This is a genomic window from Crocosphaera watsonii WH 8501 (assembly GCF_000167195.1).
Taxonomy (GTDB): domain Bacteria; phylum Cyanobacteriota; class Cyanobacteriia; order Cyanobacteriales; family Microcystaceae; genus Crocosphaera; species Crocosphaera watsonii.
In genome coordinates this window covers 1-18,429 of sequence record NZ_AADV02000069.1, presented here as the reverse complement: position 1 = coordinate 18,429, position 18,429 = coordinate 1, and the positions used below count along the sequence as shown (strand labels likewise).

General features: G+C 36.3%; 13 protein-coding genes and 3 pseudogenes. 7 read left to right on the top strand and 9 right to left on the bottom strand.

Translation table 11 applies throughout. The features are described from left to right. Positions 1–58: 58 nt before the first annotated feature. A pseudogene (locus CWATDRAFT_RS20520) lies at positions 59–409 on the top strand (IS66 family transposase); the annotation flags it as partial. 301 nt (positions 410–710) lie between these two features. Here the strand turns inward: CWATDRAFT_RS20520 and CWATDRAFT_RS20515 are convergent. From CWATDRAFT_RS20515 to CWATDRAFT_RS20505, 4 genes and pseudogenes are all read right to left on the bottom strand, one after another. Continuing rightward, positions 711–1,349 carry a hypothetical protein gene (locus CWATDRAFT_RS20515; RefSeq protein ID WP_007306827.1) on the bottom strand — a complete coding sequence of 213 codons (639 nt, stop codon included), beginning with the start codon at positions 1,347–1,349 and terminating at the stop codon, positions 711–713. A gap of 43 nt (positions 1,350–1,392) precedes the next feature. Beyond that, positions 1,393–2,130, bottom strand: a complete 738-nt coding sequence (locus CWATDRAFT_RS20510) for a hypothetical protein (RefSeq protein ID WP_007306826.1) — start codon at positions 2,128–2,130, stop codon at positions 1,393–1,395. A 10-nt stretch (positions 2,131–2,140) separates the two neighbouring features. Next, positions 2,141–2,320, bottom strand: a complete 180-nt coding sequence (locus tag CWATDRAFT_RS36095; protein WP_021831143.1) for a hypothetical protein — start codon at positions 2,318–2,320, stop codon at positions 2,141–2,143. Positions 2,321–3,000: 680 nt separating this feature from the next. Beyond that, positions 3,001–3,225, bottom strand: a pseudogene (locus CWATDRAFT_RS20505) (cobaltochelatase subunit CobN); the annotation flags it as partial. A 172-nt stretch (positions 3,226–3,397) separates the two neighbouring features. Between CWATDRAFT_RS20505 and CWATDRAFT_RS20500 the strand changes: the two are divergent. Both CWATDRAFT_RS20500 and CWATDRAFT_RS20495 read left to right on the top strand, forming a co-directional pair. Continuing rightward, positions 3,398–3,667: an AbrB/MazE/SpoVT family DNA-binding domain-containing protein gene (locus CWATDRAFT_RS20500; RefSeq protein ID WP_007306828.1), complete on the top strand. Its 270-nt coding sequence runs from the start codon at positions 3,398–3,400 to the stop codon at positions 3,665–3,667. After that, positions 3,664–4,092: a PIN domain-containing protein gene (locus CWATDRAFT_RS20495; protein ID WP_007306829.1), complete on the top strand. Its 429-nt coding sequence runs from the start codon at positions 3,664–3,666 to the stop codon at positions 4,090–4,092. The genes CWATDRAFT_RS20500 and CWATDRAFT_RS20495 overlap by 4 nt, the downstream gene beginning before the upstream one ends. A 51-nt stretch (positions 4,093–4,143) precedes the next feature. On the opposite strand, the gene bchH is transcribed toward CWATDRAFT_RS20495, so the two are convergent. The 3 genes from bchH to CWATDRAFT_RS20480 form a co-directional block, all read right to left on the bottom strand. After that, positions 4,144–7,866, bottom strand: a complete 3,723-nt coding sequence (bchH, locus tag CWATDRAFT_RS20490) for a magnesium chelatase subunit H (protein WP_007306824.1) — start codon at positions 7,864–7,866, stop codon at positions 4,144–4,146. A gap of 48 nt (positions 7,867–7,914) precedes the next feature. After that, a complete protein-coding gene (locus tag CWATDRAFT_RS20485; RefSeq protein WP_268742380.1) occupies positions 7,915–9,117 on the bottom strand; it encodes a potassium/proton antiporter in 1,203 nt (400 codons plus the stop codon). 81 nt (positions 9,118–9,198) lie between these two features. Then, complete coding sequence (locus CWATDRAFT_RS20480) at positions 9,199–10,335, bottom strand: succinylglutamate desuccinylase/aspartoacylase family protein (RefSeq protein ID WP_007306822.1); 1,137 nt, start codon at positions 10,333–10,335, stop codon at positions 9,199–9,201. A 156-nt stretch (positions 10,336–10,491) separates the two neighbouring features. On the opposite strand from CWATDRAFT_RS20480, the gene CWATDRAFT_RS20475 reads away from it, so the two are divergent. From CWATDRAFT_RS20475 to CWATDRAFT_RS20460, 4 genes are all read left to right on the top strand, one after another. Continuing rightward, the gene (locus tag CWATDRAFT_RS20475; RefSeq protein WP_007306830.1) at positions 10,492–10,920 is read left to right on the top strand and encodes an FKBP-type peptidyl-prolyl cis-trans isomerase; all 429 of its coding nucleotides are present in this window, start codon (positions 10,492–10,494) and stop codon (positions 10,918–10,920) included. Positions 10,921–11,038: 118 nt separating this feature from the next. Next, entirely contained in the window at positions 11,039–14,245 is a 3,207-nt protein-coding gene (locus CWATDRAFT_RS20470; RefSeq protein WP_007306831.1) for a PAS domain S-box protein, read from the top strand. A 137-nt stretch (positions 14,246–14,382) separates the two neighbouring features. Beyond that, positions 14,383–15,516, top strand: a complete 1,134-nt coding sequence (locus CWATDRAFT_RS20465; protein ID WP_007306832.1) for a hybrid sensor histidine kinase/response regulator — start codon at positions 14,383–14,385, stop codon at positions 15,514–15,516. 296 nt (positions 15,517–15,812) lie between these two features. Beyond that, positions 15,813–17,018 (top strand): DUF4912 domain-containing protein, encoded by a 1,206-nt coding sequence (locus tag CWATDRAFT_RS20460; RefSeq protein WP_007306833.1) that lies wholly within the window; start codon positions 15,813–15,815, stop codon positions 17,016–17,018. 12 nt (positions 17,019–17,030) lie between these two features. Here the strand turns inward: CWATDRAFT_RS20460 and CWATDRAFT_RS20455 are convergent, their stop codons facing one another. Beyond that, positions 17,031–17,744, bottom strand: coding sequence for a YdcF family protein (locus tag CWATDRAFT_RS20455; protein WP_007306821.1), 714 nt, complete (start codon positions 17,742–17,744; stop codon positions 17,031–17,033). A 46-nt stretch (positions 17,745–17,790) separates the two neighbouring features. After that, a pseudogene (locus CWATDRAFT_RS20450) lies at positions 17,791–18,429 on the bottom strand (IS5-like element ISCwa2 family transposase); the annotation flags it as partial.

Genomic DNA, 18,429 nt, shown 5'->3' with positions numbered 1-18,429 from the left:
ACACGGCAGTGCAGCTTGACTGCTGGCTGTAGACTCTAGAGGATCCCCTCCAAAGGAACAGAAAGTCGAGAACTCACTGCAAAAGATTTTTAAAGCAACTCCCAAAAAAGGATGGCCTTATGATGCACAAAGATTGATTAACCGTCTCAAACGTCATTGGGAAGAGTGGTTCACCTTTCTAACTTATCCTGAAGTCAAACCAGATAATAATGATGCTGAGAGAGCTTTACGTCCCATTGTCATTCACCGCAAAGTAAGTGGGGGGGCAAGAAGCGACTGGGGTGCAGAGTTAGTCACCCAAATGTTCAGTTTTTTAGAGACCATGAGATTACAGGGGCAAAATGCCATTGTCCAATTATGCGAATTATTTTCATTAGCTGGTCGGAGTCCCCCAGGATTAGAGATGTAAAAGGCTCCGGAGCCGATGGGGGATAGATTTTTCTTGATCGCCCTATCTCTCTGCACAAAAATACACAGGATTAGCGGATAATCTCCGCTAACAAAAAACTATCTTACTATTCTTTTTTTTCTCATATTGTTGTTTTTATTTGAGGTTTTTAAAAGACTTGATTCTGGGAATGTTAGTCATTAAAATAGCCGTAATAAATTAGCTTAAATTTTACGCTAAATCACAGGGCTTATATTTTTGTTGACTCAACTGATGTTGTTTGTAGTGCTTTTCAATAAGACTTTTTTGTTGCGGTGAGCAGTTACCTTTGAAAAACTACAGGATCAACTCCCATAGGAGCGATTGCCAAGTGTTTTGGCAAATTTCCATCTAGTTTTTGTTTGACTTCATCATAGAGTTTTTGGGTAATAATTATGGCAAAAGTAGCATATTTCCATTTTTGTTCTTGATTAGAACCATAATCAGACAATGGTCCATGTAACGTTAAACTATAAGTTATTCCGGATAATAGAGAAGCAAACATAGCAATATTAGCTGAGTTGGCACAGGAATGAACATGAATATGTTGCCATTGATGTTTTTTAGCTAAATATGATAATTCTGCTCCGATGAAAACAAACGCTACAAGACGTAATCTTTCATACAAAGATAACTGTTGTGCTTGCAAAATTGATTGGAAACATTTAAAGCATCCCCTTAACCCACAACTTAACAATTCTACAATCATTCCCCAAAAATATTGAGTAGGGGGAAATAAGTATGTTGTTTTTTCTTGAGCTTCCTTCGACCAAGAATGAGAGATGATTTTAGAATGAGGCAATTTCGTGGAAATGATTTCTATTTCCATTCCGGCACTTTTAAGAGCCTTGATTTCTCTCCAAAAGAAAATATGAGTTTGTCCAGGAAATTCTGGTATGAGATAGCCAATTGTTTTTTTCATTTTCAGTTCATCTACAAGATCAAATCACTTAACTGGATTATAATTAATTATAAAGAATTTCTGTACCTGGAATCTTTCCAAAAATTTTCTCTGAATATTCCAATACATCCTGATTACTTAATTCTTTCAAATATTTCTGATTTTTCAGATATTTTTCCCATCTATTCAAAACCTTCATTGAGTCAGCAGAATTTGCATATTCTAATTTATCAAAAGAGCTACCACCTCCCATAAAACTGACATTTCCCAAACCAATATCTAGTACATCCAAATCAAGACTTTTGAAGATGTCTTTGCGATAATCCGAGTCAAAAAACCAACGATTATAATTAATGCAAACTTTATTTTCTTTTAAGTAATTAGTTTCTCCTATGAACTCTTTGGCATACTCTAGCCATAATTCAACAAATTCTTTCCGATAATCTTTGGTACTATAAAAATTGCTTTTAAAACGACTCGCTAATAAATTGAAGGGATCTCTAAGTATTAAAACATCATATCTTTTCAAACTTTTTCCAACATATAAATCATGTTTCAGTTCATATTTGTTATGAGTTATTTTAGGTAAACTATGATCCTCATAACTATAAATCAAATAATCTTTTTGACTCCAATTTCCTTTGGATTCTTTCTGAATACCAATACTTAAATCTTGAGGAACTCGATTATCAGGAAATTCATAAGAGATATACTCGTGTCTGTGTCGAAAAGGATTCTTAAAAATGGGCACATCATTAATACAAGTTATACTACCTTTTGATTGCTTGATAATCCAATTCATAATAGCATGATTACCGCTTCTCTTTAATCCAAATCAATCGAATTTCTTTTTGATTGACAATTTCACAGGAATCAATTCTCCATAAAGAAGTTCTGATAAAATCATCTATAGCATGACCTAATTTCCAGTTAACTTTTCTCAAAAATAGTTGGGGATTTTTCTTTAATTCCTGTATTTTATTAAGCAACATAAAATTGTTTTTCTATTTATTGAAAGTCTATATGGGAACATCTCCTTACCATCAACCTAAAGGCTTTAGATTTGCAAGGGTATGACTCTAATATACCATAAACCACCAGTTGAGACTACGGGGGAGCAGGGAGCTTACTTTTCACGGGATCTTTTTCGGCTGTCAGGCGACCGCAAAATCCCTATTCTCCAAGGTTGATTCTCTCGTTGCTCATTTTCATTAAGCATGAATTAATGAGAATCAGCCTTGGAGGGAAACCCTTATTTGAAGGGGCTTTCAGAGATGGCGTGAAAAGTAAGGAGCAGGGAGTAGGGAGCAGCGAGCAGGGAGAGAATATCTGAGCTTTTGTACTAAAGCTATCAATAAGAGTTTTAAATGCGTGTTAGCTACCGCTACATTTTACCCCATATTGTTGGAAGAGCCGTTATTCAAGATAAACTCAATCTTCATGAAGGCGACTATCTAAATTTCTTAGAAATTGAGGAGTTAATTATAGCAGTTCTCATACTTGTGAGGTACAGGAGTTTTTAGTATTAGAGAACAGGGAACGGGGAACAGGGAACAGAAAATCAAATAAAAGTGTACCTCATGAGTCCGAGAAACGCTATATCAGTTCTATTATTACTCAGGAATTGTAGCAGAACCGAGATTATTGTTAGAATTATAAACCTCTAGATTATTTAATTAGTAACTCCTTCTAATTCTTCCTCCGTTAACTCATATAAATTACGTAATTTTTCTAAGGTTTCTTCCTCAGCATCCCAGAAACCTCTTCCATTCGCTTCGATCATTCTTCCCACAATATTACGGAATACTTCGGGGTTAGCTTTGCGTAATTTTTCGGCTATTTCTGGATCTAAAGCGTAGGTTTCGGCAGCTTGATCATACACCCAATTATCCTTAAAACCCGCTATTTCTCAATAATATCGCATTGAACATCAATTTAATTGACTTCAGGGCAAACTTGAGGTCATTCTTGATACCATTACAAAAATCAATGATTTACCTGAAGATGAGACTTAATAATATTAACGATTTGGTATAATTGTAGTGACTTTAAAATGATAAAAACAAAATATGAAATCATTTCCTATTCGTTTACAACAAGATGGAACTATTACGGTTCCCAAACTGATTCAAGATAAACTAAATCTTCATGAAGGAGATTACTTGAATTTCTTAGAAATTGGGGAGTTAATTATATTAACTTCAAAACAACCTAAAGTTCCTCAATTAAATGAGCAAATTACTGCTATTAGAGAACAAGAAAAAGTTAGTTTAGAGGAACTATTAGAAGGATTAGAAAATGAAAGAAAGATCATATATAAAGAAAAATATGAATCATGAAATTAATTTTTGCCGATTCTAGTGTCTTAATTGCAGGGTCTGCATCTTCAACTGGTGCAAGTCGAGTTGTCTTAACTATGGCAGAAATAGGTTTATATAAGCTATTAATTTCAGAACAAGTGTTAGAAGAATGTCGAAGAAACCTTAACAAGAAACTTCCTAAAGCAATTCCTATTTTTGATGACCTCATTAATAATATAAATGTTCAAATTTTGCCTAACCCTTCTCTAGAAGAATTTTCAGTGTATATTGATATTATCGAAGCTAAAGATGCTCCTATTTTATCTGCTGCTTTATTAGCTAGGGCAGATAGATTACTGAGTTTAAATACTAAGGATTTTACTCAAAAAGTTGCTGAAAGAACAGGTATAAAAATTCAAATTCCCTCAGAGTTTATTCAAGATATCCGTTCTATTGTTACTTAGGGATTATAGCATCGTCGAGTTGATTCTGACAATCACAAAGCTATCTTTTCTTTAATTAATAACTCCTTCTAATTCTTCTTCTGTTAAATCATATAAATCACGTAATTTTTCTAAGGTTTCCTCCTCAGCATCCCAGAAACCTCTTCCATTTGCTTCGATCATTCTTCCCACAATATTGCGAAACGCTTCGGGGTTTGCTTTTCGTAATTTTTCCGCCATTTCTGGGTCTAAAGCGTAGGTTTCGGCAGCTTGATCATACACCCAATTATCCTGAAAATCCGTTGTACCTCCCCATCCTATCAACGCTGTCATCCGTTGGGAGACTTCATAAGCACCCCCTGAACCCTGGTTAACCATCGCTTCAGCCCATTTTGGATTTAGTAACTTTGTACGATATTCTAATCTTAATAAGTCTTCTAGTTTTCGGGGGTTGGTATCATTAGAAAAGCTTTCAACAAAACTTGCGGTTACTTTTTTGCCGCTTTGTTTTTCAGCAGCTAATTTTAATCCCCCTGTATTACCGTAATATTCTTGAATATCGGTTAAACCATATTCTACTGAGTCAATTTCTTGGACAATTCTTTCGCTAGTTTTTAATAGTTGATTTAAAATTTCTGGTCTAGCTTGTCCTTTATCTTTGCGTCCGTAACTAAAGACATTTCTTTTTTCCCAAGTATTAGCTAATTCGTCGCTAGATTCCCAGTTACCGTCAACTACCTGATCGTTAACTAAGGACCCAAAATCACCGGCCGGGTTAGAAAATAGTCTCGCTGAAGCATTTTCTACTCCTTGCTCTTTTATCTGTAAATAGTGTTTACGAATAAAGTTATTTTCGGGGTCTTCTTCTATTTCTGCTGCCCGTTGGAATAAGTCATCTAATAGTTCAATAATATTGACAAAAGTATCACGAAATATTCCTGATAAATTTGCTAAAACATCGATTCTCGGATGTTCTAATTCTTCTAAGGGTTTCAACTCATATCTGACGATGCGTCCAGTGCCTTCTTTAATGGGTTCTGCGCCGACTAATTCTAATAAAATACCTAATGACTCACCTTTGGTTTTGATTGCGTCTAAACCCCACAATAAAACGGCAATGGTTTCGGGATAATTACCATGTTCTTCTATATGCTGTTGAATAGTTTTCTTGGCAATTTCTCGACCTCGTTCATAAGCTGCTGGAGATGGCATTCTATAAGGATCTAAGGCGTGTATATTTCTTCCTGTGGGCAACACTCCTGTGCCATCTCTGAGTAAGTCTCCTCCGGGTGCAGGGGGTATATATTCTCCATTTAATCCCCGTAATAAGTTACTTAATTCTTCTGGAGTTTGTTTAAGTAAGTCTCTGATGTAAATTGCTTCTTGGATAGTTTCACTTCGTCCATTAGCTGACTCTAGTATATACTGTAATTCTGGTGATTCAGAAGTAATTGCTTTTCTTTCTCTCTCGGTTAAATTCTCTCCAAAATAAGCCTCTAAATAAGAGTCTAATTGTTCTTGATTGGGAATTTCCCCCAAGGTATGTAAACCAGAAGAAAATAATCTTTGTTCTAGGATTTGTAGATATTCATAGACCTTGACAAAATACTCATTTAAAGCGTGTTTACTAAACAATTTGGCGTTTTCTACAGTGAAATCAATGCCTAATTTTTGACCTTCTTCAAACTTACAGTCAGCAGCTAAACCAGAGTCGACAATTTTCTGAATAATACCTTCTCGCAAAATCTCATTTTTATTAGTATCTTCTCGATATTCAGCAATTAATTCTCGCAGTGCCATCAATTCTTTATATAACCCTGCCCGTCCATAAGGGGGTACATTATGAGAGATTAACACCCCATATCCTCGACGTTTAGCTAAGATTGATTCTGAGGGGTTATTGGCTGCATAAATGTATAAGTTTGGTATATCTCCTAATAAAATATCTGACCAAGAATAACCTGTATTTCCTAATGGTGAACCTGGTAACCATTCAACTGTTCCGTGCATCCCAAAATGAAGAATAGCATCGGCAGAAAAATCGTTTTGTAACCACTTATAAAAGGCGGCATATTGAGGATGGGGGGTTAAATCTTTTTCAAACATTAACCGCATAGGATCGCCTGAAATACCTAATGGGGGTTGCACTCCGATCCAAATATTTCCTAATTGAATACCTCCTATTTGATATTCATCTCCATAAGTTTTAATTCCTGTTTCTGTTAATGTTTTCCATTGTTTTTCAATACGAGTTTTTAACAAGTATCCTAACCATTCTTCTAATTTTCTCACATTAACCGTTGCCTGACCTTCCTCAGCATTATTCGGGGTAATAATGGCTTCATCGGCTTCTTTGACTTGATTAATAATAATCTCACCATCTTCTGGTAATTCTCCCACATCATAGCCTTGCTTTTCCAACTCTCGTAATAATTTTACTAAGCTACGGGGAACATTTAATAAAGCTGCGGTTCCTGTTGCACCATAACCTGGAGGAAACCCATACAAAATAACAGCAATTTTACGATCTTTGGTTTCAGTCTTACGTAAGTTTATCCAACTTTTTAAACGTCCTGTTAACCGTTTAACTCGCTCAGGAATAATATAAATATCATTACCAACTAATCCCCCCAATGGTACGGTGTCAATGGCACCATCTAACTCAGGAAGTGCATATAAAACAACACTTTGTAACCCTCCTATTCCTTGTCTTGTCCAAGAATATATATCTTGAATTAGTAGAGGTGCAGCAACAATATAAGGAATATTTTTAGCTGTTAAAATGCGTTTTGCTACCTCAACTTGTCGCCCTGCTTCCATTGAACCAGCAGGACCACCGACTAGGGGAAAGCCGATGGTAGACACAATAGCATCTACTTCAATGGCATTTTTTGCTAAAGAACGTATTTCTTTATTACCTAAGTTTCTTTGTTGGGTTTCGTAAGTAGTGGTTAACCAATCTCTGACAATCACATGACCCTCAACTCCATTGATAAAAATAGGAACAGGGGTTAATTCTTGTTCTTCAAAGAAACGAATTAGTTGAGGAATATAAGGCTGTTTAGTGATAACGTGCTTACGGTATAAAAGAACAGCTACAAGAGGATGATTACTAGATTTTTCTTGTTGATACCAGTTTAAATAGTCACGGGGAGAAGTAAAATAACCATCATAGTCGGGATGGAGTAACCCCATATTTGGTGTTTCGATGGGTTCGGGAATTTCTCCTACTTTGATTTTTAAATATTTTTCTGCTATTGTCCAACACATAGAAGCAAAATTTTCGTTTCCTCCGGCGTTCCAATAGCCATAAATAATTAACCAGTTGCGTAAATCTTGTACTTTTTTAGCAGGAATAAACTTTAATAATTTTGAACCAGTTTTCAAGAAACTTAAATAACCGGCAAGCTTATCTTCTTCTTTCCCACTAGAAAATTTACTCAAAATAAATTTAATCGGTTTCGGCATTCCTTTGGGTTTATCGCCAATGACAAATTTTCCCAAACGAGTCAAACTCATTAATTCTAAAGCTGATTCAAATACTAAACGAATAGGAATATTTTCTGCTCGTTCTCTCAACCAAATTACTTGGTCATAATCAAAGATTAAACTAGCAAAAAAAACATCCGCATCCTTCAGGGCATTCTCAATAATCTCTGGTTCTTGAGAAAGAGAGCGATCGCTATATATCTGTATATCCAAGTCTGGACAACGGGACTGCGCTAACTGTGCAGCTTGTCGGTACAAGTCCAGATTAAATGATTCAAACCCAGTGATAACAACGATGCGTGACATATCCTAATCCGTAAAGTTTTGTAACAGTCTCACTTCTATTATAAAGGTTTATTCTTTATTTTCTAGTTTCAACCATCGGGCAGTAGGCCCCAAAGAAAAGCCCTGTATAGACACAGAAATCAAGACGATGAAGAATACCACATTAAACAGAGTTTTGGCATCAGGAATGCCCACAGCGATGGGGCTAATGGCTAAAATAATAGGCACTGCACCCCTCAAACCAACCCAAGAAATGAAAAGTTTCTCAGAATTATTATAAGGACTAATAGCTAAGCCAATGATTACACTCAAAGGACGGGCAATAAACATTAAAAATAAAGCAATAATGATAGCAATAGGGGCAACTGTAATTAGTTGAGAAGGAAATACTAAAAGTCCTAATAATAAAAACATTCCTATTTGCATTAACCAAGAAATGGCATCATGAAAATCAAGGATGGTACTCTTATAAGTAAAGTTACTATTTCCCAATACCACTCCTGCTATATAAACCCCTAAAAAACCGTTACCTTGTAAAAGTGTAATGACGCTATAAGTTAATAATACTTGTCCCAGACTGATAACAGGATATAAACCTTGTGCATTGACTTTAATATTATTAATTATCCAAGTCATTAAACGGCCAAACCCATAACCTCCAATTATTCCTATAGCAAGTTGAGCAATTAAAGTAATGCCTAAATTAAGAAAAGAAACGTCTCCAGTTTTGACTATATTAACTAAAGTTGTGGTCAATAATACCGCCATAGGATCGTTGCTACCTGATTCTAATTCTAATAAAGCCTGTAAGTTACCTTTGAGCTTTAAATTACTGGATTTAAGAATAGAAAAAACCGCCGCCGCATCCGTTGAAGAAATAATCGCCCCTAATAGTAAACCATCTACCCAGTTAATACCATCAGATCCCACCATTACAGAAGAAAAAGAACCCAACATAAACCAAGCAAAAGTCCCTAAAAAAAACATGGTTAAAGCTACACCAAGGGTAGACATAATTAACCCTTGTACGAGAACCGGACGAATGCTTTTCCATTCAGTTTCTAAACCCCCAGTAAATAAAATAAAAATGAGGGCTAAATCTCCTATAGTTTTAGCAAGATTATAATTCTCAAAACTTAAACCTCCTATGCCCTCTGAGCCAGCTAACATTCCAATAAATAAGAATAAAAGCAGCGCAGGAACACCAAATTTATTTGCTACTTTACTAGCAAAAACACTAATAAGTAATAACAATCCTGCTACAATTAAAATGTATTCAAAAGATAAAAAAACATGGTATATTAAAAATATTTACAATGCGATAAAAAGGTAAATCGTACTTAAATTAATAATTCAATCTATATTCGGGCTACAAATATCTAAAACATAGTCTCCTTGATTAACAGAGCAATTGGTAGAAACATCAAAGATGAATCCGTCTTTTTCTGCATAAATATTAATTATTTCTGGTAAATTACCTTGCTTATTAAAACTCAGAATTTCATAAAGTTTATCTCCCTTTTTAACTTGATTTCGTAAAGATAATCGATTTTGAATCATGCCACCAGTTGGGGCATAATAACTTCTTATATTTCGACGATAAACTAAAGTTATATGTTTCCTTTTTAAAGAATAATTAGGCAAAGTTAAAATCTCTTTTTTAACCAAATAGTTGATGATTCCCTGAACTCCAGTTTTAATAGAATGAGGATTCATTGTCATTCCTGAACCTAATTCTAATGTCCAAGATTCTCGATCAACTATTATTTCTCTTCCCATTTTTTTTAATGCTTTTTCCAATGCTAACCAAGGCTTCATAAAGGCTTCATCAAAGGCTATGCCATCATAAGTATCCATTAAAATACCATAATCTATCTGAAAATATTTAGCACTTTCTTGCTGCTGTCCTGGAAAACAAAAAAGATAATCAATACATTGATTACTAGAACTATGAATATCAATAAGATAATTAGCATCCATAGAAAGGGATTGTAATTGATAACGATACTGTTCAAATAAAGGCGCACTACTGGGTTGATTAATCTTCTCTAGTTGTTTAGTGAATGAAGTTTTTTGTTGCTGCAAAAAGTTCTCTTGAATGGTTAATGAATCAAACTTGATATTATTCTTGACAAACTCATCTAAATCTTGACAAACTTTTTCGTAATCCCAAAAAATACGATTCCAATCCTTGCCATCATAACTATTATAACGTCCTGATGAAAAAAAATGATTGCGTTGATTTGTACCCAAAGGATTACAGATAGGAAGTAAACAAATTTCTCCGTTGATTTGACTTTTATTCAGACCTGATAAAAAATTAATTAATTGAGAAATAACAGCATTGCCAACAATTTCTGAACCGTGTAAATTGGATTGAATATAAACTTTTTTACTTTTTTTATTCCCAATAAACTTGTATATTTGTAAAAAGAACTCATCACCAGAAGCAAGTTTAAATAAATTTAATGTTTCAATAGTTGGTTTCATAGACACTGAGATTAATCAAGGTTCTTTAAACCCAGTGGTTAAGGACGGGGTTTAATAAACTTTTAAGAATAGCACAAAAAGTTGACAAAACTGCTAGAAAAAACTACCGTTAAAAAGTCCCTTCATTCCATAGAGAAACTTAACAGGTAATGTGATATGGTACAAGCCAAACTTGGAGATACAGTCAAAGTCAACTATACAGGTACATTGCAGGATGGGACAGTGTTTGACTCTTCTGCGAATCGTGATCCCTTACAATTTTCCCTTGGAGAAGGTCAAGTTATTGCAGGGTTTGAAGAAGCAGTGTTGGGAATGACTCCAGGGGACAGCAAAAGTGTCACTATCCCTTCAGAACAAGCTTATGGACCTTATCAAGAAGAATTAGTGATTGTGGTTGATGAAAACCAAATACCATCAGATTTATCCGTAGAGGTGGGACAGCAGTTACAAATACGTCATAAAGATGGTCAAGCGGTTCCTGTAACAATTACTAATATTACTGATGATAAAGTTACTTTAGATGCGAATCATTCTTTAGCTGGAAAAGATTTAACTTTTGAGATTGAGTTAGTCACCATTCAGTAAACAGGTATCAAGGGATAACAACTAATTAATAATTATTAATTAGTTGTTATTACATTTCTACATTAAACTTAGCTATTGTCTATTGTTTATTATCCATAATAAGTAGATGTGAGGAACTATGAATAATCCTAAATCAGAGATAGAAAAAGACAAAATTATTGAAAAGTTACAAGCAGAAATAACTCGCTTAAAAGCTGTTCAAGAAGCCACTTTAATAATGCAAGAAAACTTACGAGAAAGTGAGGAGAGATGGCAATTAGTATTAAAGGGAACAAATGAAGGAATTTGGGATTGGAACCTAAAAACCGATGAAATGTTTTTTTCTCCTCGTTGGAAAGAAATGTTAGGCTATAGTGAGCAAGAATTACCTAATCATATTGATACTTGGAAACAATTACTTCATCCCCAAGATAGAGAAAGGGTGATGAAAATTTTAGGGGATCATTTTGCTAAAAAGACCGATCATTATAGTGCAGAATTTCGTCTTAAATGCCAAGATGGTAATTACAAATGGATTCTTTCTAGAGGACAAGCATTATGGGATGAAGCAGGAAACCCAGTGAGGATGGCAGGTTCTCATACGGATATAAGCGATCGCAAAAACGAACAAATATTATTAACATCACTGATAGATTGTATTCCAGATCTCGTATTTTATAAAGACTCCAAAGGAGTCTATAAAATGTGTAATAATGCCTTTGAAACATTTGCAGGACGAGATAGAAAATATATTATTGGTAGAAACGATTTTGACCTTTTCTTGACGGAAGAAGCGTTAGCATTTAGGGAACAAGATCGCTTTATGATGTTACAAAAACAATCTCGTCGTAATGAAGAATGGATCACCTATCCTAATGGTAATCGTCGTCTAGTAGATACCCTAAAAACCCCCTTTTGTTGTCCCGAAGGTAAGTTGATGGGAACTATTGGTATTAGCCGCGATATTACCGATCGCAAACAAAAAGAAGAAGCGATAAAAAAACAAGCAGAAAGAGACGCTTTACTCAGTAATATTGCCAGACAATTAATCGATCAAGACTTAAATACAGCCGTTAATTTTGTTTTAGAATCAATCGGGAAATTTACCCAATGCGATCGCAGTTATATCATTCGTTATTTTCCCCAAGAAAAGGTTTGGAGTATGGTACATGAATGGTGTGATGAGTATAGCCCCTCAACTATCCATGATTCTCAAAATATTTCCTTAGAAGTTTTTCCTTGGTTCTCTCAACAACTAATAGAAGGAAAATCTATTTGTATTAACAAATTAGATGATTTTCCCTCAGAAGCAACCCCAGAAAGAGAAGCATATAAAACTAGTTTAAGTCCCAATTTATTAGTTGTCCCCATGATGACAAGATGTCAAACAGTTGGCTATTTAGGTATAGATACAAATGTATATAAACATTGGACAAAAGATGATATAAACCTCTTAAAATTAGTAGGAGAATTAATGGCTATTGCCGAAGCAAGAGCTATTGCAGAAGAAGCACAAAGTGAGTCCCAAGCAAGATTTGCAGGGATTTTAGATAATGCCAATGAAGCAATTATTTCTATCGATGAAAATCAAAAAATAACCCTATTTAATCATGCGGCTGAGCAAACCTTCGGCTATACATCGAATGAAGTATTAGGGCAACCTTTTAATCTCTTAATCCCCTCTCGGTTTACAAATAATCATTATCAATATATTAACAGCTTTAAAAATACCCAAGAAACTGCTAGACAAATGGGGGGTCGTCGTCCCGTTTTTGGACAAAGAAAAGATGGTACAGAATTTTTAGCAGAGGTTTCCATTTCTAAAATAAAGCCACGAGGTAAAACAATTTTTACTGCAATTATTAGAGATATTACTGAACGAAAGCAAGCAGAAGAAGCACTCAAAAAAGCCAAGGAAAAAGCCGATGCAGCAAACTGTGCTAAAAGTGAATTTTTAGCCAGCATGAGTCATGAGTTAAGAACACCTCTAAACGCTATTTTAGGCTTCACTCAAGTGATGCAAAGAGATCAAGAATTAAACCCAGACCATAAACAAAATTTAGAAATTATCGGTCGTAGTGGAGAACACTTATTAGAGTTAATCAATGATATCTTAGAGATGACCAAAATCGAAGCAGGAAGAACCACATTTAATAGAACTCAATTCGATCTTTATCGTCTGCTTGATAACTTAGAATCTATGCTACATCTAAAAGCAGAAGAAAAAAACTTACAACTTCTCTTTGAAAAAATTGAAAACCTTCCTCAATATATAGAAACCGATGAAAGTAAGCTGAGACAAGTATTAATTAATTTGCTAGGAAATGCCATTAAGTTTACACAAGAAGGTGGAGTGATATTACGCATTAAAACTAATGAAATGATTGGGGATAATCAAGAAATAATCTTAACCTTTGAAGTCGAGGATACCGGACCTGGTATTGCACCTGAAGAAGTGGATCAACTGTTTGAAGCCTTCGGACAAACAGAAACAGGTCGCAACTCAAACGAAGGTACAGGGTTAGGGTTACCTATTAGTCAAAAATTTGTGCAATTAATGGGAGGAGAAATTAGCGTTAGTAGTGTATTAGGTCGAGGTAGTTTATTCACTTTTACTATTAAGGCAACCATCGTTGATGCTAATGCTATTAAAATCAATAAATCTCCTCGTCGCATTATTGGTTTAGTCCCGGGCCAACCCAACTATCGTATTTTGGCCGTCGATGATCGTCTCGAAAGTCGTATTTTATTAGTTAAGTTATTATCATCAATGGGCTTTAATGTTCGTCAAGCCAGTAATGGAAAAGAAGCCTTAGAAATTTGGAAAAGTTGGCAACCCCATTTAATTTGGATGGATATGAGAATGCCCATCATGGACGGTTATACAGCGACTCAACACATCAAAGCAAACCCCAAAGGACAAGAAACAGTTATTATTGCTTTAACGGCCAGTGCCTTTGAAGAAGAACGGAATTTAGTCTTAGGAGCAGGATGTGATGATTTTATGCGTAAACCCTTCCGAGAAGAGGTTTTATGGGAGAAAATCGCTCAACATCTGGGGGTTAATTATGTATATGATGACTTAGACAAGCAAAAATTTTCCTCTCAACCTAACCAACAAGCAAAACCACAAACTACATTGACATTACAATTGTTTTTAGAAAAAATGCCCTCTCAATGGATTAATGCACTCCATCAAGCTGCCTTAGAATGTAGTGACGATAGCATCCTAGAATTGGTTGAGCAAATACCCCCTGATAGTCAACCCCTAGCGATCTCCCTTCGAGAATGGTCCGAAAACTTTCTCTTTGAGCCTGTGATCGAACTAACTCAAACCATGATTTGACAAAGTGTAGGGGTGACGGGATGTAGGGGTGATGGGGTGTACATATAGGATAATTTTTCAAGGGTTCCCCAGTCCCCCAGTCCCCCGGTCCCCCAGTCCCCCAGTCCCCCAGTCCCCCAGTCCCCCAAACTCTCCCTATGACCTCCGATTCTAGTAATATTTTAGTTGTCGATGATACCCCTGATAACCTGCGCTTACTCTCAGCTATGTTATCAGAACAAGGTTATAAAGTTCGCAAAGCCCTCAATGGAAAAACTGCTTTAAATACCATTTGTCAAGTTCCTCCAGATTTGATTTTATTGGATATTAATATGCCATCAATGAATGGATATGAAGTGTGTCAACAACTAAAAGAAGATGTTAAAACCAAAGATATTCCTGTGATTTTTATTAGTGCTTTAGACGATGTTTTGGATAAGGTTAAAGCTTTCGATGTGGGAGGAGTTGATTATATTAGTAAACCGTTTCAAACGGAAGAAGTTATAGCGAGAATTGAAAATCAATTAACCATACAACGCCAAAAAAAGAGACTCCAACAAGAAATAAAAGAACGAGAAAAAACCGAACAAACCCTAAGAGTTTATCTTCACGCAGTTTCCCATGATTTAAGAAATCCAGTTATTGGCTTTTCCCTAATTTTGAAAAAATTTTTGCAACAGGAACAAGAGTCCTTAGCAATTTCCAGGAAAGTTTTAGAACAAATGTCAAAAAGTTGCGATCGCCAACTGAATTTAATTAATTCTTTGGTAGAAAGTCAACAATTTGAAATGGGGGGTATTAACCTCGAGACCACACCCTTAAACTTGGCCAAGTTAAGTCAACAATTAGCTACAGAATGGCAACCAATGTTAGAAGAAAAAAAAGCAGAATTGTACCTAGAAATACCCCAGGATGTGCCGATGGTGCAAGCTGATAGCGATCGCCTATGGAGAGTTCTAGAAAATCTGATGGCCAACGCTTTAAAACATAATGATCCTGGTACCCAATTAACCCTCAAAATAGATATAATAAGAGAGGAAAAACAGGACTTAAAACCTCGAAAAATCTGCTGTAGCCTAAAAGATAATGGAGTAGGGATTGACCCCAAACTGGTAGAAACCTTATTCCAAAGGTATCACAGAGGAGAAGGCGCCAAAAAGACTTTAGGTCTAGGATTGGGACTATACCTTTGCCGTAAAATCATTGAAGCTCATGGTGGAGAAATTGGGGTAGCTACGGAACCAGGTCAAGGGGCTAAATTTTGGTTTACCTTACCCACTTTAGATTCATGAGGAGAAATCTCAATCCTGAAAACCAAACCCTTAGCCCTGGGAACTAAAATAGAAGGGTTGAATGTCAGAGAACCATAACATATTGATCCCCGAAAAGTGATTAATGCGTAAAATGGCGATAAATTCTTTGAACACCCCCTTGACCATTAAGACTTATGTTTTGTTACATAAAATAAATAATTAAGTCCTAAATATAAATCCTAAGAGCTATGAAGTCTCCCGTAAGCCCTTATGGGAAGGACTCATGACTTAATGCCAGGAGCAGTTAACCGTAAAAATGATCGGAGAGTGATCTCATGGCACCACAAAGCCACCTCCCACTAGAAGAGATGACCTTACGGCAGCTACGAAAGGTAGCCAGCGAATATAACATCTCCCGTTACAGCCGAATGCGTAAAGCGCAACTCCTAGTTGCGATTAAGCAAGCTATACAATCACAAACACCCCAAATAATAAAAACTGAGCCAAAAGTTAAGATCGACTCAATCGTTCAAGAAGCCCAAAAAGTAGAAGCATCTAAGTTTGAGGTAGGACAAGAAAGTAAGATCCTACTAGGACAGAAAACCGAGATTAAATCCCAACTGAGAGACGTTGGGGAAGATTATCAAAGAAATCGGATCGTTCTTTTACCCCGAGATCCTCAGTGGGCCTATGCTTACTGGAATATTTCCCAAAAATCGAAAGAAACCTTAAAAGCCCAAGGGGGTGAGCAACTAGCCTTACGTATCTATGACGTGAGCGATATTGACCTCAATTATCAGAGTCCCCATAGTGTACAAGAATATATTTGTGATGATGTCACCCAAGAATGGTATATCCCAATACCCCTAAGCGATCGTGACTACGTTATTGATATTGGCTACCGCAGTGTTGATGGACGCTGGTTAGTGCTAGCTCGTTCTGCTCAAATCCATATTCCAGCCCTTTATCCTTCCGACTGGATAGAAGATATTTTTACCACTGTTAACTGGGACGACCAAATAGAAGACCATTTTGTGGAACCATTGCTTCCTCCCAACCCCGTTCAAAAAAGATTTGTGGTCAGCGAACAAGTGGCAGAAGCCGCCCGTGTTGCGAGATCCAGCTTTGCCTCTTTACAATATATGGCCGGCTCAGCCACAGGTTCTGTTGCCTTTGCCTCTGAGATGGGAGTGTGGACTGTTCCCAACCTATCAGGGCCTACCATGTCTGGGATGGGTTTTGGTTCAGAAGTTTTAGTTCCTTCTCAGAAGTTTTGGTTAGTGGCCGATGCTGAATTAATTGTTTATGGTGCCACAGAACCAGATGCCAACGTTTTGGTCGGGGGTAATCCTGTTAAACTGAATCCTGATGGAACATTCCGCTTTCAAATGTCATTTCAAGATGGCATCATTGACTATCCAATCGTAGCGATCGCCGCCGATGGACAACAAACCCGTTCCATCCACATGAGGTTTGAAAGAGAAACCCTCTCTCGTGATACTAACAGCAAAGAGGATGCCATGTTAGAAGCATTAGGTTGAGAAAAATAAATTCTAAATTCCCCCCTTATGTTCGCATTGAAATCCCTCTTGATACCACTGAGAAAGGTCAACAGCTTCTAAGGGAGTTACCTGGGAATAAGGAGGTTGTATAAGTTGACTAACAACCGCCCACATCAAACTACGAGTAACATCCAAAAACGTTTTTAGATCGGATTCATGATTACCAGGAACACCCTTTTCTTTCGGTGTATCCACTTCAACCGCAATACCTTTAGCCCCGAAATGAATTTGTGCTAACAGTTGGGCCCTGGGGAGATGGCTCTGTGAAGTGATAACTTTGACTTTATGAACCCGATGTTTTTGTAGCAAAGGAACACAAAAGAAAAAATTATCAAAGGTTGAATAAGCACATTGCTCAACCCAAACATTATCCATGGGGGTTTGTTCCCGTTGGAAAATAAGCTTAATACAAGGGGGTTTTGAGCCTTGGGAAACAATAATAGGGACTTCTTGATAGTCAGAAGCAATCTGAGCCGCATATATTTCCCGTCGAATGCTCCCACCCAAAACCAAAATACCGTCCACCGTGTGATTGGTGTTAATCGGTAATCTCACCAAAACATTGAAGGCTAAACTGCTAAAAATAAAACCAATTAAGGCTAAGAAAAGCAGCTTAAATCTTTTTTTCCATTTCCTTTTCGTTAAACGGGCGGTTAAATCAAATTTTGACCGGCTCACTATATTTCTCCCTATGCTGAATTGCATTGTAGCGATTTTATATTAGGGTTTGCTGAAAAAGTTTCTCCAAAATTTATGCCACTTTTGACCAAGAATTTTCTGACAAATCAATAAGTTTTAGTACATAAAAATTGTTTAAAGTATAATCAAAATTAATGAAAGGCGGCTTGATGAGTTCCCCTGTTCTATTATTAGTAAATAAGGACAAAAAAAGCGACAAAAACTGCCTCAGAAGTTTAGAAAGATTGACAACTAAAAATGTAATAGCAATAGATGTAATGGAGGTTTCAGGGAGTTTTGTCATCACGAGATTTAGGCTAAATCTTCGTTTAGCTTGTCCAAACTTTCCCTCAATAGCATTACGGAAGCATTCATCGGAGTGGGCTTGTTTCTTTTCTTCTTCACTGACATTTTTCGGAGGTCTTCCTAACTTCGGACCACTGATTCTTATCCCTCTTTCCTTACACCAATTTCTGTTTTCCCTAGTTCGATAAATTTTATCTACATGGACGGATTCGGGATAATAGCCAAACGTTTCTTTATACTTTTCTACTTGTTCTTTTAAATGACAAGATTCATTGAAGTTTTCCCAACTTATTTTTTCTAGAAACACATAGTTATCTACACAGCTTACTGAGAGTTTAGCTCCAAACTCTATGGTTTTCCTGCTTTTCCCCTCACTATGGACGAAATGCGGTGATCCCCGTCCGTT

Excerpts from the sequence above, each read along its gene's own strand:
- CWATDRAFT_RS36095 (WP_021831143.1), bottom strand. The coding sequence starts at position 2,320 with ATGTTGCTTAATAAAATACAGGAATTAAAGAAAAATCCCCAACTATTT.
- CWATDRAFT_RS20480 (WP_007306822.1), bottom strand. The coding sequence starts at position 10,335 with ATGAAACCAACTATTGAAACATTAAATTTATTTAAACTTGCTTCTGGT.
- CWATDRAFT_RS20510 (WP_007306826.1), bottom strand. The coding sequence starts at position 2,130 with ATGAATTGGATTATCAAGCAATCAAAAGGTAGTATAACTTGTATTAAT.
- CWATDRAFT_RS20500 (WP_007306828.1), top strand. The coding sequence starts at position 3,398 with ATGAAATCATTTCCTATTCGTTTACAACAAGATGGAACTATTACGGTT.
- CWATDRAFT_RS20495 (WP_007306829.1), top strand. The coding sequence starts at position 3,664 with ATGAAATTAATTTTTGCCGATTCTAGTGTCTTAATTGCAGGGTCTGCA.
- CWATDRAFT_RS20465 (WP_007306832.1), top strand. The coding sequence starts at position 14,383 with ATGACCTCCGATTCTAGTAATATTTTAGTTGTCGATGATACCCCTGAT.
- CWATDRAFT_RS20475 (WP_007306830.1), top strand. The coding sequence starts at position 10,492 with ATGGTACAAGCCAAACTTGGAGATACAGTCAAAGTCAACTATACAGGT.
- bchH (WP_007306824.1), bottom strand. The coding sequence starts at position 7,866 with ATGTCACGCATCGTTGTTATCACTGGGTTTGAATCATTTAATCTGGAC.
- CWATDRAFT_RS20460 (WP_007306833.1), top strand. The coding sequence starts at position 15,813 with ATGGCACCACAAAGCCACCTCCCACTAGAAGAGATGACCTTACGGCAG.
- CWATDRAFT_RS20470 (WP_007306831.1), top strand. The coding sequence starts at position 11,039 with ATGAATAATCCTAAATCAGAGATAGAAAAAGACAAAATTATTGAAAAG.
- CWATDRAFT_RS20515 (WP_007306827.1), bottom strand. The coding sequence starts at position 1,349 with ATGAAAAAAACAATTGGCTATCTCATACCAGAATTTCCTGGACAAACT.
- CWATDRAFT_RS20455 (WP_007306821.1), bottom strand. The coding sequence starts at position 17,744 with ATGCAATTCAGCATAGGGAGAAATATAGTGAGCCGGTCAAAATTTGAT.